A 12,906-nucleotide genomic window follows, 5' to 3' on the forward strand; every position below is an offset into this window, starting at 1 on the left:
CGCCCCACATGCCCAGCCCGTTCTCGCGGTTGGCGGCGGCGGGCGAGGGGTAGATGAGGGTGCCCATCTTCTGCACGTGGTTGGCGTACTGCTCGGAGAGGTCGAGGCTGAGGCGGTAGGTCTTCTTGTAGAAGGCCTCCAGCAGCGCGGTGTTGGCGAAGCTGGTGCAGGTGCCGCGCCCCATCTGGTCGCGGACGGGGGTCTGGTTGGGGCGAAGGTCGGCGCGCGGGGGCAGGCTGGCGGGCCTCACCAGCGCGGCCTGGGGCTCCTGCTCCTCCAGGAGCCGCTCGTAGTAGGCCTGGGCCTCCTCCACCTCCCGGGCGCGGTTGAGCACGTACACGCCCCCGTCGGCGAGCTTGGCCGCCGGGCGGCCGTTGTGCTCGACGGGTTGTGGGGGCGCGTCGCCGGGGGCGGGCGGCTGGGGCTGGGCCCCGCAGGCCGCCAGCAGGGCCAGGGTGAGTGCTGCGAGGATCGTCCGGGTATTCATGGCTCCTCCTTGTTCCACAGGCCGGTCGCTTCCGAACCTGCGCCGAGGGTAGCCGGGGGGCCATTAACGAGCCCTTATCGTTTTGTGTAGGCTGGGGCCATGCGGCTCAAAAGCCTGGGCGGCCTCGAGCTCGAGGGCAGCAAGTTCCGCCGGGAGAAGCCCCTGCTGCTGCTGGCCTACCTGGCGCTGGAGGGCCCCAAGCCCCGCCGCTTCGTGGCCGAGCTCTTCTGGCCCGAGGCCCCCAACCCCATGAACAACCTGGCGGTGGCCCTCAACCACCTGCGCAAGCTGGGCGCGGCCCAGGCCGACGAGCAGCGGGTGTGGGCGGGCTCGGGGTGCGACGCGGCGGAGCTGCGCGAGCACCTGCGCGCGGGCCGCACCCGCGAGGCCTTCGGGCTCTACCGGGGCGCCTTCGCCGAGGGCTTGGACCTGGGCGAGGCGGGGCCCGAGCTCGAGGAGTGGGTCTGGGAGACCCGCGAGAGCCTGGCCCGCGAGCTGCGCGCCGCCTTGTTGTGGCAGGCCGAGGAGGAGGCCCGCCTGGCCCGCTTCGCCGAGGCCGGGCGGCTGGCCGAGGCCGCCTACCGCCTGCCGGGCTGCCCGCCCCCCGAGCCCGAGGAACTGCCCCGCCTCCACCGCCTGCTGCGGGCCGCCGAGCACCCCGCCTGCGAGGCCGTCGAGCGCGAGGCCCGCGAGCTGGGCCTGCGCCTGGAGAGCACCCCCGAGACCGCCCGCGGGCGGCTCAGGCCCGGCCTGGTCGGCCGGGGGGCCGAGCTGGAGCGCCTGGGCCGCCTCGAGCCCGGCCGGTGGGCCTGGGTGCGCGGCGGGCCGGGGATGGGCAAGACCACGCTGCTGCGCGAGCTGGCCCTGCGCAGGGGCGGGCGCTACCTGCCCGGGCGCTCGGGGCTGCCCTACGCCACCCTCGAGCCCCTGCTGGGCGACCTCGAGGGCAGCGAGACCGCGCTGCTGCGCCGCCTGGCCCGAGCCGCCGAACCCCTGCTGCTCGACGGCTGGGAGGCCGCCGACCCCGAGAGCCGGCAACTGCTGTCGCGGCTGCACGCCCTGCGCCCCGACTTCGCCGTGGTGCTGGCCGGGCAGGGCGAGGCCCCCCTGCCCGTGGACCTGCGGCTCGAGCTCGGCCCCCTCACCGCCCCCGACCTGGCCGAGCACCCCGGCGCCTTCGAGGCCACCGGGGGCGTCCCGGCGCTGGTGGGGGCCTTTTTGCGCGGGGAGCCGCTGGAGGAGGCGCTCGAGGCCCGCCTCTTGCGCCTGGGCGCTGCCGAGCGCGAGGTCTACGCCGCGCTGGCCCTGCTCCCCTCCCCCGACCTCGGCACGGTGCGGCAGGCGCTGGGCCTGGAGGCCGCCGCCCTGGTGCAGGCCCACGAGACCCTGCTGGAGATGGGCCTGGTCGAGGCCTCGGGCGCGGTGCGCGGCCAGGGCGTGGCCCTGCGCCACCTCGAGGGCGAGCCCGCCCTCGCCCAGCGGCTCAGCCTGGCGCTGGCCCGCCTGCTCCCCGACCCCCAGGCCCTGCCGCTCTACCGCCGCGCCCGGGCGCTGTGGGAGCCTGCCGACTTGCCCAAGGTGCGCCGGGCCTTCCACCACTGGGCCCAGGAGCTGCTGCGGCGCGGCTTCCCCAAGCGGGCGGTGGAGCTGCTCGAGGACAGCCCCCCCTCCCCCGAGACCGCCCTGCTGCGGGCGCGGGCCCTCGAGCGCAGCAGCCTCTTCCGCCAGGCCCTCGACCTGCTGGAGGGCCTCGAGCCCACCCCCCAGACCCAGGCCCTCGCCTCGCGGCTGCTGTTCAAGCTGGGCTACCCCGACGAGGCCCGCAAAGCCGCCGAGGCCGCGCTGGGGGGCCCGCTCGAGGCCGAGGCCGAGGCCCTGAACACCCTGGGCGAGATCGCGCTGCGCCGGGGGCAGGCCCAGGAGGCGCTCGAGCTCTTCAGCCGGGCGGCGACGCTGTGGCAGGCGGCGGGGCAGCGCTCGAGGTGGCTGTGGGCGCTGAACAACCGCGCCGTGGCCCGCAGCGTGCTGGGCGGCTACGTCGAGGAGGCCTTCGCCGAGGTGATGCAGGCCGCCGGGGAGGACCCCTCCGCCCGGGCCATGGTGCTGTTCAACATGGGCCAGGGGCACCTCAACCGCCGCGAGCTGCCGCAGGCCGAGCAGGCCTTCCTGCGGGCCATCGACCTGGCCCTCGAGAGCGGGGCCCTCACCCCCGCCGCCCTGGCCTGGAACGGCCTGGGGGTGATCCGCCACGGCGGCCAGCCCGCCAGCGCCCGCCAGGCCTACGCCAAAGCCCTCGAGCTCGCCCAGCAGGCCGGCGACGCCCAGCTCACCGCCATCGCCCTAGCCAACCTGGCCGAGCTCGAGGGCAACGTCCCGGCTTGGGAGCAGGCCGTCGAGCTGCTCGAGCGCAGCGGGTTCTTAGCCATGGCGCGGGAGGTGCGCGCTACCATGGAAACGTTCATGCGCCGTTAAGGGGCCCTCGGGCAGGCTGTGGGCATGCCAATCAGCGCCTACGTCCTCGAGGGAACGCTCTGGCTGGAGGCCGATGATGAGACACTGGCTCGGATGGACCGCTCTGCTGGCACTGCTCGGGGCTTGCGACGGGCTCACCACCCACTCCCTTCCCCCGCGCTACGCGACCCTGGGGAAGAGCGTGACGCTTGCGCTGGGCTGGACCCCCGCCCAGCCCCAGGTGAAGGTGGCGGGTAAGGCGCTCGGGAGCCAGGTCCAGGGCAACGCCGTCGTCTTCACCATCCCCGCACCCACCCCCAACCAGGACGGCACCTACTCCGGCGGCGGTTGGGGCGGGCCCCAAACGCTGGAGGTCCTCGACGGCCAGCACCGCGCCACCGGGACGCTGTACGTGCTGGGCCGCTCGTACCTCGCCGCCGGCTCGCCCCCCACCGCCCTGCTCCTCTCGGCGCCGGGCGCGACCAAGGACCAGATCAGCCAGTTCCTCGCCGGCACCCAGCTCCCCTTCAGCACGACCATCACCCCGCTGGGCGGGCCGGGGGTCTGCGCGGGCTCGCTGGTCGAAGCGACGTACACCGGCACCTCCTCGAGCTTCGAGGAGGTCCTGTCCGAGCTCGACCGGCGCGCCGCCGGCCGGCCGGACGTCATCTTGGGGGTCAACCCCATCAGCACCTGGGGCACCGGGGCCGAATACACCCCCCTCGACGGGCGCGAGGAGGTGGCGGCCCCGGCGGCCCACGCGCGAGGGCTCACGGGCAAGGGCACCCTCATCGCGGTGCTCGACACCGGCGTGGGCCTGCAGAGCTTCAGCGAGTGGGGCAGCCGGCTGCTCCCCGGCAAGCGGTTCACGGCGGCGGGGGAGTCGGAGTACACCGGCGACGACTACGTGGGCAACCTCGCCGGCGAGGACGGGGTGCCGACCGGGGGCCAGGCCCAGGGCCACGGCAGCCAGGTGGCGAGCCTGGCCGCCGGCAACCAGTTCGGGGTGGCGCCCGGAGCCGAGGTGCTGCCGGTGAAGGTGTGCGACCCGCAGGGCCGGTGCCGCACGAGCGACGTGGTGCGTGGGGTGTGCTGGGCGCTGGGCTACGCCGATGCGCGCTTCAAGGGCGACCTCAGGCCGCTGGTCCTCAACCTCAGCCTGGGCGGCGACACCGGCGGCTTCGAGCGCGACGTCCTCGAGCTGATCCTGAAGCAGGCCATCGCCCTGGGCGTGACGGTGGTGGCCTCGGCGGGCAACGACTGGGACGACTACCTGCGCGGCGCCCTCTACGAGCCCCGCAGCTACCCCGCCGCCTTCGACTTGGGCGGCCTGATCGCGGTGGGGGCCGTACGCAAGCCCGCGGGCAGCGCCACCCTCGAGCCCTCCGCCTACTCCAACCGCGGGGCCTGGGTGGACCTCCTGGCCCCCGGCAGCCTGGTCAAGGCCACCGACGCCTACGGCCAGCCGCGCGACACCAACCGCGGCACCTCCTTCGCCGCCCCCCTGGTGGCCGGGGCCGTGGCCCTGTGGCGGCAAAAACTCCCCGGCGCCAGCCCGCTCGAGCTGCAGAACAAGATCCTGGAAAGCGCCAGCACCGGCCGTGTAACCCTCCCCGAGGCCGACCGGGGCCGCCTGACGGACCGGCTCCTGGACTTGGGGGGTGAGCCTTAGGGCGTCGATGGCCGGTAGCTGGGTGCGGGGCGCGCGTCGTGCGTCGTACGTCGTACGTCGTACGCCAAACGCCAAACGCCAAACACAAGACGCAAGACGCCTTTTCTTTGCCCCCCTTAGCAAGGGGGGTTAGGGGGGATAAACCCTCCCCGCTCGCGGGGAGGGTTGGGGTGGGGCAACCATGAGCCACAGGCAACGAGCCACAAGCTGATGGCTGATAGCTGACGGCTGAAGGCTTATACCCGATTCGGTCCGTTCGTCACCGAACGGTGACGCCGCCCCGCCAAGGCGGGGCGGCCGGCCGAAGTTATCCGCGTAGCGGAGGGCGATACCGCCCCTTGGAAGGGAGACGCTTTCTTCGCCGGCCGTCAGGGAGGGGTGTGCTCTAGGGTCCAAAAAGATAGCCTCCAGGGTTCTGGGTTGGATGATTATCTTTTTGAACCCGGTATTACTTACCGCTCATGGCTTCCCGCTTCCCCCTTATACTCGGTTCAAAAGGACGGCCAAAAAGTGCGGACGAGCTACGACTACATCATCGTGGGGGGCGGGTCGGCGGGGTGCGTGTTGGCGAACCGGCTGAGCGCGCGGCCCGGCTTGAGGGTGCTGCTGCTCGAGGCGGGGGGTGTGGAGAGGGGCTTGCTGCACCAGGCCCCGGCGGCGTTCTACAAGCTGTTCAAGACCGAGGCCGACTGGGCGTTTTACACCGAGCCCCAGGAGAACCTGGCGGGGCGGGAGCTGTACTGGCCGAGGGGGAAGGTGCTGGGGGGCAGCAGCGCCATCAACGCCATGATCTACATCCGGGGCAACCCCTACGACTACGACGTGTGGGGGCAGCCGGGGTGGGGCTACCGCGAGGTGCTGCCCTACTTCCGGCGCATGGAGACGCACCCGCTGGGGCCTTCGGAGTACCACGGCGACAGCGGGCCGCTCAACGTGGAGGTACGGCGCTACACCAACTTGCTCTCCCACGCCTTCGTGGAGGCGGGCGTGCAGACCGGGCTCCGCCGCAACGACGACTTCAACGGGCCCCATCAGGAGGGCGTGGGGCTCTTGCACGTGACCTGCAAGAACGGCCAGCGCCACTCGGCCTACAGCGCCTACCTCAAGCCGGTGCTGCACCGCCCCAACCTCACCGTGCTGACCGGGGCGCGGGTGCAGCGGGTGCTGCTCGAGCGCACCCGCGCCGCCGGCGTCGAGGTGCGCCACCAGGGCACCCTCCACGCCCTGCACGCCGAGCGCGGGGTGATCCTGGCGGCCGGGGCGGTGCAGTCGCCCCAACTGCTGATGCTCTCGGGGATCGGGCCCGCCGACCACCTGCGCCGGCACGGCCTCGAGCCCCGCCTCGACCTGCCGGTGGGGCAAAACCTGTGGGACCACCTGGCCCTGCCGGTGATCTGGCGCTGCAAGAAGCCCGTGAGCCTCGACGACGCGGTGCCCCTGGGCAAGGTGCTGCGCCGCGAGACCCCGCGCAGCGTGGCCGAGGCGCAGGCCCTGGTGAAGAACCTGCCCGAGGCCGTGCGCTTCGCGCTCACCCACGACGGCCTGCTCACCAGCAACATCGCCGAGGCCGGCGCCTTCGTGCGGGTGCTGCCCGGAGCCCCCGCCCCCGACCTGCAATTCCACTTCGGCCCCGCCTACTTCGCCAACCACGGCTTCACCCACCCCCAGGGCCATTACTTCACCATCGGCCCGACCCTCGTCGGCCCGAGGAGCCGGGGCTTCATCGAGCTGAAGAGCGCCGACCCCGAGGCCGCCCCGCGCATCCAGCCGCGCTACCTCAGCGCGGGGGAGGACCTCGAGGTGCTGTTGCGGGGCCTGGAACTCGCCCGCGAGATCGCCGGCCAGCCCGCCTTCGACCCCTACCGCGGCGAGGAGGTTCACCCGGGCGCCGCGGCCCGCACGCGGGGGGAGCTCGAGGCCTACGTCCGGCAGAGCGTGCAGACCCTCTACCACCCCGCCGGGACCTGCGGCATGGGGCAGGTGGTGGACGAGCGGCTGAAGGTGCTGGGCGCGGAAAACCTCTTCGTGGCCGACGCCTCGGTGATGCCCGGGGTGGTCCGGGGCAACACCAACGCGCCCGCCATCATGATCGGGGAGAAGGCCGCCGACCTGCTGCTGGCTCAGACGTGAGCTTCGATAGTTGATAGCTGATGGCTGATACCCGAGCGCCGGGCGCGGGTCATACGCCGAACGCCGAACGCAATACGCGAGACGCTTTGGCCCTCGACAAGCCAAGAGCTACAGGACCTGAGTTTCCCAACCCTCGCGGACGAATCTTCTTTTCGAACGTTCAGTATTGACTAAACTTACCGAAAGCACTAAACTCCTTGTATGACCGACGCCCTGCACCAATACGTCGAGGAGTTCGCGCTGATGTACGAGTCGGCGGGGTTGCCCCGCATCGCCGGGCGCATCCTGGGCTGGCTGATGGTCTGCGACCCGCCGGAGCAGAGCGCGGCGCAACTGGCTCAAGAGTTGGGTGCGAGCAAGGCCTCCGTCAGCACCATGACCCGCATGCTCACGCAGTTCTCGCTCATCGAGCGGGTCTCGAGGCGGGGCAGCCGGCAGGACTTCTACCGCATCAAGCCCGGCGCCTGGACCGATTTGATGAAGACCCGCATGGCGAGCCTGAGCGCCTTCCGGGTCCTGGCCGACAAGGGCCTCAAGCTGATGGAGACGGCCCCGCCCGAGCGCAAGGTGCGGCTGGAGGAGATGCGCGACCTCTACGCCTTCTTCGAGCAGGAGCTCGGCGAGCTGATCCGGCGGCTCGAGGCCCAGCGCGGCAAGGAGGCCCAGCCCACCGCCTGAACCCCACGGCCCGGGGGCTCGAACCCGGAAAACCCGCACTGCCCCAGAGGCAGCCGATCTGCCGCGAGCGCGGTAAGGAGACCTTCATGAGCGCGATCCGGACGGAAAAACTCAGCAAGCATTACGGCAGGCGGCGGGGGGTGGTGGAGCTCGACCTCGAGGTGAAGCCCGGCGAGGTCTTCGGCTTCCTCGGGCCCAACGGCGCGGGCAAGACCACCACCATACGCCTGCTGCTCGACCTGATCCGGCCCAGCGGCGGCCAGGCCTGGGTGCTGGGCCAGCCGGTGCGGGACAACCCGGCCCTGCGCCGGCGCGTCGGCTACCTGCCCGGCGAGCTCAACCTCTACGACGGCCTCACCGGCTGGGAGCTGTTGCGCTACTTCGGCCGACTGCGGGGCAAGCTCGACGCGGCCTACCTGAACGGGCTCCTCGAGCGCCTCGCCCTCGACCCCACCCGCAAGCTTCGCACCCTCTCCAAGGGCAACAAGCAGAAGATCGGGCTGGTGCAGGCCTTCATGCACCGCCCCGAGCTCCTCATCCTCGACGAGCCCACCTCAGGCCTCGACCCGCTCTTGCAGGCCGAGTTCCAGAAGCTGGTGCAGGAGGTGCGGCGCGAGGGGGCCACGGTCTTTCTCTCCTCGCACGTGATGGGCGAGGTGCAGGCGCTGTGCGACCGGGTGGGCATCATCCGCGAGGGGAGGCTGGTGGCGGTGAGCGCCATTCACGAGCTGGCCGAGCGCTCGCTGCGCCGGGTGCGCATCCGCTTCGCCGAAGCCATCAACCCCAAGGAGTGGGCCCAGGTGCCCGGCCTCAAGGACCTGCGGGCGGAGGGCGACTGGCTCGAGGCCACCGTGCAGGGCAGCCTGGACCCCCTGATCAAGGCCGCCGCCCAGCACCGGGTGCGCGACTTCATCTCGCAAGAACCCAGCCTCGAGGAGATCTTCCTCGCCTACTACGACGCCCGCAGCGCCGCCTGAGGCGCTTCAAGGAGCCGGATATGCACATCCTCACCCAAAACCTCCGCATGGGCCGGGGCAACCTGCTGGGCTTCGGCATCGGCTTAGCCGCGCTCTCGCTGGTCTCGGTGCTGTTTTTGCCCTCGATCCAGGAGAGCGGCCAGGAGTTGCAACGCCTGATCAATTCGATGCCCAAGGGCATGCTCGCCGCCTTCGGGGTCAGCGACCAAGTGGACCTCTTCACCCCCGAAGGCTTCTTGCAAGGGCGGCTCTTCGCGCTGATGGTGCCGCTGCTGCTGATCATCCAGGGCGTGGGCATCGGCTCGGCGACCATCGCGGGCGAGGAGGAGCGGGGGCAGCTCGAGGTGGTCGCCGCCCACCCGGTGGGCCGCACCCGGCTGTTTTTGGAGAAGCTCGGCGTGCTGGTGGTAGCGCTGCTGTTCTCGAGCCTCCTCCTCTTCTTGAGCGTGTGGCTCGGCCTGCAGGCGGTGGGCGTCAGCCTGCCCCTCAGCCACCAGCTCGCCGCGGTCAGCGGGAGCTTCCTGCTGGGCCTGCTCTTCGGCGGGCTCGCCCTGGCGCTGGGCGCCTGGAACGGCCGGCGGGCCGCGGCCCTCGGCCTGGCCTCCCTGACCGCCGTAGTGACCTACCTCTGGAACGCCCTCGCCCCCCTCAACAAGGACTTAGCCGACAGCCAGAAGCTCTCCCCCTTCTACCTCGCGACCGGCTACGAGCCCCTGCGCAACGGCTTCGACTGGGGCTACACCGCCATCCTGCTGGGCCTCACCCTGCTGGTGCTGGCACTGGGCCTGTTGCGCTTCCGCCAGCGGGATATCGGGGTGTAGGGAGGCCCGTGGCTCGTGGCGGACGGCTCACCGCCGTCCGCCCTCAGCCGTCAGCCGTCCCACCCACCCCCTGCCCCTCCCTCCGGCCGGAGGGAGGGGCGTTTCGCGTCTTGCGTTTTGCGTCTTGCGTCTTGCGTACGGCGTAGGACGTACAACGTACGACCCGCGCCCGGCGTTGGGCGTTCGGCTATCAGCTATCGGCTATCGGCGCTATACCTTCGACACCTGCCCCCCCGCTATACCCCCGGTTTAAACTGGTAAGGATGCGCCAGAACATTAGCGTCGAAGATGCCCTCGAGTCCATTCTGAGCCAGGTCCGGCCCATTGCCGAGAGCGAGGCGGTCCCGCTGAACCAGGCTTACCAGCGGGTCTTGGCCCAGGACCTCGCCTCGAAGGTGTACCACCCCGACGCCGACGACAGCGCGGTGGACGGCTACGCGGTGCGCGGGGAGGAGACCATCACGGCCTCGGTCTCGACGCCGGTGCGCCTGGAGGTCGTGGGGGAGGCCCCGGCGGGACGGCCCTTCTCCGGCGAGGTGCGGCCGGGGCAGGCGGTGGCGATCTACACCGGCGCGCCCGTCCCCAAAGGGGCCAACGCGGTGGTACGGGTCGAGGACACCGTGCGCGACGGCACCGGGGTCTGGCTTCTCAAGCCGGCCAACGCCGCCGACATCCGCCACCGCGGCGACGACCTGCGCTTAGGCGAGGTCTACCTGCACCGCGGCGCCTGGCTGAACGCGGCCCGGGTGGCGCTCGCCGCCGCCATGGGCTACCCCAGCCTGCCGGTGGTGCGCCGCCCTCGAGTGGGCATCCTCTCCACGGGCGACGAGGTGGTGGAGCCGGGCCAGCCGCTGCCCTACGGCGGGGTCTACAACTCCAACAGCTACGCCTTAGTCGGGCAGGTGCAGGACGCCGGGGGCGAGCCGGTGGTGCTGGGCAAGGTCCCCGACAGCCTCGAGGTGCTCAAGCGCGGCCTGGCCGGGGTCGGCCAGCTCGACCTGCTCCTGACCTCGGGCGGGGTCTCGATGGGCAAGTACGACCTCGTGCGGCGGCTGCTGGAGAGCGAGGGCAACATCCACTTCTGGCGGGTCAAGCTGCAGCCCGGCGGGCCGGTGCTCTTCGCCGACTACCGCGGGCTGCCGGTGCTGGGGCTGCCGGGGAACCCGGTCTCGAGCATGGTGGTCTTCCACCTCTTCGGACGGCCGCTGCTGTTCAAGCTGCTCGGCCGCACCGACCCCCCCTACGCCGGGGTGCAGGCCGCCGCCGCCACCGCCTTCGGCGCCAACCCCTCCAAGCGCGTCTACCGCCGGGGCGTCCTGCGCTGGACCCCCCAGGGCTTCACCGTCGAGAGCACCGGCAACCAGTCGAGCGGCGTGCTGCGCTCGATGGTCGAGGGCAACGCCCTGGTGGTGCTCGAGGCCGGCGCGAGCGCCAAGGTGGGCGACAGCGTCACGGTGATCCCCCTGGGCTTCACGATCTGAACGAGAGACCCTAAAAACAGCGTAGGGGGCGCAACGCGTTGCGCCCCCTACAGTCGTAGTCATCCCCGCCTCTGCGGGGAAAATGTGACGGCCACCGTGCGGACGAAGGACTTGGGCGGTCCATCCCCGCGTGCGCGGGGAAAACCCCGCCTTCCAGCCCGTCGAGCGCGGCGGGGTCGGTCCATCCCCGCGTGCGCGGGGAAAACGGGCGGGACGGGCCATCGTTACTCACCCCCCACGGTCCATCCCCGCGTGCGCGGGGAAAACGCCGCCCGCCAACAGGGGGAGTAAATGGGGAACGGTCCATCCCCGCGTGCGCGGGGAAAACGCCTCGTCGCCCTCGACCGCCAGCGCCCGACCGGTCCATCCCCGCGCACGCGGGGAAAACGTGACCCTCCTTCTCCTTCCCCTTCCCTAACGCGGTCCATCCCCGCGCACGCGGGGAAAACGTGTTCAACTACCTCAAGCAGCGCCGCATCCCCGGTCCATCCCCGCGCACGCGGGGAAAACCTACCGCCGCTTCTTCCCGGCCCTCGAGGCCGCGGTCCATCCCCGCGCACGCGGGGAAAACGAGGCCGCCCGCCTCGATCTGCCCGAGGCCATCGGTCCATCCCCGCGCACGCGGGGAAAACAACTCGCCGATGCCCATCTCGCCCTGGGCCAGCGGTCCATCCCCGCGCACGCGGGGAAAACTAGGCTTTTTGCTTTAGGCTTTTCGCTTTAGGCGGTCCATCCCCGCGCACGCGGGGAAAACTCAGCGGCGACCTCAAGGGCCTCGAGCGCCGGCGGTCCATCCCCGCGCACGCGGGGAAAACGGGCGGCTGCGCGGGCTGGAGCTGGCCGAGGTCGGTCCATCCCCGCGCACGCGGGGAAAACACTTGGTCCTACCGAGCAAAACTGCCCCTCGAGCCCCCGGAAGTGTCTCGAGCCCAGCTTTCAAGTTCCCCTCGGCAAGCGGGCTTGCCTGGAGCTATCGTAGCAGGGCTTCAGGCGCCCAGATCAACCACGACGCGGCCGCGCACCTGCCCGGCGAGGATCTGCTGGGCGAGCTCGGGCACGGCGGCGAGGTCCACGGTCTGGACGCTGGCGTCGAGGAGGTTGAGGGGCAGGTCCCGGGCCAGGCGCTCCCAGGCCCGCAGGCGGCGCTCGCGGGGGCACATCACCGACTCCACGCCCAGCAGGTTGACCCCGCGCAGGAGGAAGGGGAAGACGGTGGTCTCGAGCTTGGCCCCGCCCGCGTTGCCGCAGGCCGCCACGCTGCCGCCGTAGGCGACGCGCGGCAGCACGCCGGCGAGCACCGCGCCGCCCACGGTGTCCACGGCCCCGGCGAAGCGCTCGGACTCCAGGGGCTTGGCAGGGGCGGTGAGGACGGCGCGCTCGAGGACCTCCGCAGCGCCCAGGGACTCGAGGTAGGGCCGCTCCTGCGGGCGGCCGGTGGCGGCCACCACCCGGTAGCCCAGCTTGGCGAGCACCGCGAGCGCGATGCTGCCCACCCCGCCCGCCGCGCCGGTGACGAGCACCTCCCGGCCCTCTGGCCCCACCCCGTGCTCCTCGAGGGCCATCACGCACAGCATGGCGGTGAAGCCGGCCGTGCCGATGCCCATGGTCTGGTGCAGGCTCAGGCCCTCGGGCTTGGGCACCAGCCACTCGGCCTTGACCCGCGCCATCTGGCTCAGGCCGCCCCAGTGCCGCTCGCCCACGCCCCAGCCGGTGAGCACCACCTCGTCGCCGGGGCGGAAGTCGGGCGAGGCCGACTCGAGGACGGTCCCCGCGAAGTCGATGCCCGGGACCATGGGGAAGCTGCGGATCACCTTGCCCGCGCCGGTGACGGCGAGGCCGTCCTTGTAGTTGAGGCTGGAGTAGGCCACCTGCACCAGCACCTCGCCGGGGGGAAGCTCGTCGAGGGAGACGTCGCGCAGCAGGGCGGTGTAGGGGTCGCCGGATTCGACCACGAGGGCTTTGAAGCTCGCCATGCCTCCATCGTAACCGTCGCCTACCCGGCGTGTGGAGGGCTTCTCCTGAGCGCGGCTCTAAGGAAGTCTTAAAGCGGTTTAAGGCGGCGGCACGCCACGCCGCCTTAGGATGAGGCCGGCATTTTAGGAGGTTTTCCATGACGCATTGGCACCCGGCTCGAGCACTCCTGGCCTTAGCGCTCCTCGCCCTCGCGGCCTGCGGGAAAGATCCCGGGAACGGGGGTGGTGGGGGCGGT

The 12,906-nt window shown here is 71.7% G+C and carries 8 protein-coding genes, 1 pseudogene and 1 CRISPR repeat array; of the genes and pseudogenes, 7 read left to right on the plus strand and 2 right to left on the minus strand.

Annotated elements, in window-relative coordinates; genetic code table 11:
- Positions 1-487 (minus strand): annotated as a pseudogene (locus Mterra_RS13230) (C1 family peptidase); the annotation flags it as partial.
- Positions 488-586: 99 nt separating this feature from the next.
- Between Mterra_RS13230 and Mterra_RS13235 the strand changes: the two are divergent.
- The 7 genes from Mterra_RS13235 to Mterra_RS13265 all read left to right on the plus strand — a co-directional run bounded on the left by Mterra_RS13235 (position 587) and on the right by Mterra_RS13265 (position 10,697).
- Positions 587-2,959, plus strand: a complete 2,373-nt coding sequence (locus tag Mterra_RS13235) for a tetratricopeptide repeat protein (RefSeq protein WP_119315609.1) — start codon at positions 587-589, stop codon at positions 2,957-2,959.
- A 76-nt stretch (positions 2,960-3,035) separates the two neighbouring features.
- Positions 3,036-4,610, plus strand: coding sequence for a S8 family peptidase (locus tag Mterra_RS13240; protein WP_147372776.1), 1,575 nt, complete (start codon positions 3,036-3,038; stop codon positions 4,608-4,610).
- A gap of 510 nt (positions 4,611-5,120) precedes the next feature.
- The gene (locus Mterra_RS13245) at positions 5,121-6,740 is read left to right on the plus strand and encodes a GMC family oxidoreductase (RefSeq protein WP_119315611.1); all 1,620 of its coding nucleotides are present in this window, start codon (positions 5,121-5,123) and stop codon (positions 6,738-6,740) included.
- Between the two features lie 201 nt (positions 6,741-6,941).
- Entirely contained in the window at positions 6,942-7,418 is a 477-nt protein-coding gene (locus Mterra_RS13250) for a GbsR/MarR family transcriptional regulator (protein ID WP_119315612.1), read from the plus strand.
- Positions 7,419-7,504: 86 nt separating this feature from the next.
- A complete protein-coding gene (locus Mterra_RS13255) occupies positions 7,505-8,395 on the plus strand; it encodes an ABC transporter ATP-binding protein (protein ID WP_119315613.1) in 891 nt (296 codons plus the stop codon).
- Between the two features lie 20 nt (positions 8,396-8,415).
- The gene (locus Mterra_RS13260) at positions 8,416-9,216 is read left to right on the plus strand and encodes an ABC transporter permease subunit (RefSeq protein ID WP_119315614.1); all 801 of its coding nucleotides are present in this window, start codon (positions 8,416-8,418) and stop codon (positions 9,214-9,216) included.
- Positions 9,217-9,479: 263 nt separating this feature from the next.
- Positions 9,480-10,697 carry a molybdopterin molybdotransferase MoeA gene (locus Mterra_RS13265; RefSeq protein WP_119315615.1) on the plus strand — a complete coding sequence of 406 codons (1,218 nt, stop codon included), beginning with the start codon at positions 9,480-9,482 and terminating at the stop codon, positions 10,695-10,697.
- A gap of 116 nt (positions 10,698-10,813) precedes the next feature.
- A CRISPR array of direct repeats spans positions 10,814-11,573; the repeat unit is 29 nt; unit sequence CGGTCCATCCCCGCGCACGCGGGGAAAAC.
- A 110-nt stretch (positions 11,574-11,683) separates the two neighbouring features.
- Here the strand turns inward: Mterra_RS13265 and acuI are convergent.
- Positions 11,684-12,670: an acrylyl-CoA reductase (NADPH) gene (gene acuI, locus Mterra_RS13270; protein ID WP_119315616.1), complete on the minus strand. Its 987-nt coding sequence runs from the start codon at positions 12,668-12,670 to the stop codon at positions 11,684-11,686.
- Positions 12,671-12,906 lie beyond the last annotated feature (236 nt).

Source organism: Calidithermus terrae, from assembly GCF_003574345.1.
Taxonomy (GTDB): domain Bacteria; phylum Deinococcota; class Deinococci; order Deinococcales; family Thermaceae; genus Calidithermus; species Calidithermus chliarophilus.

Coding starts and splice junctions, on each gene's coding strand:
- Mterra_RS13260 (WP_119315614.1), top strand. CDS start 8,416: ATGCACATCCTCACCCAAAACCTCCGCATGGGCCGGGGCAACCTGCTG.
- acuI (WP_119315616.1), bottom strand. CDS start 12,670: ATGGCGAGCTTCAAAGCCCTCGTGGTCGAATCCGGCGACCCCTACACC.
- Mterra_RS13250 (WP_119315612.1), top strand. CDS start 6,942: ATGACCGACGCCCTGCACCAATACGTCGAGGAGTTCGCGCTGATGTAC.
- Mterra_RS13255 (WP_119315613.1), top strand. CDS start 7,505: ATGAGCGCGATCCGGACGGAAAAACTCAGCAAGCATTACGGCAGGCGG.
- Mterra_RS13235 (WP_119315609.1), top strand. CDS start 587: ATGCGGCTCAAAAGCCTGGGCGGCCTCGAGCTCGAGGGCAGCAAGTTC.
- Mterra_RS13240 (WP_147372776.1), top strand. CDS start 3,036: ATGAGACACTGGCTCGGATGGACCGCTCTGCTGGCACTGCTCGGGGCT.
- Mterra_RS13265 (WP_119315615.1), top strand. CDS start 9,480: ATGCGCCAGAACATTAGCGTCGAAGATGCCCTCGAGTCCATTCTGAGC.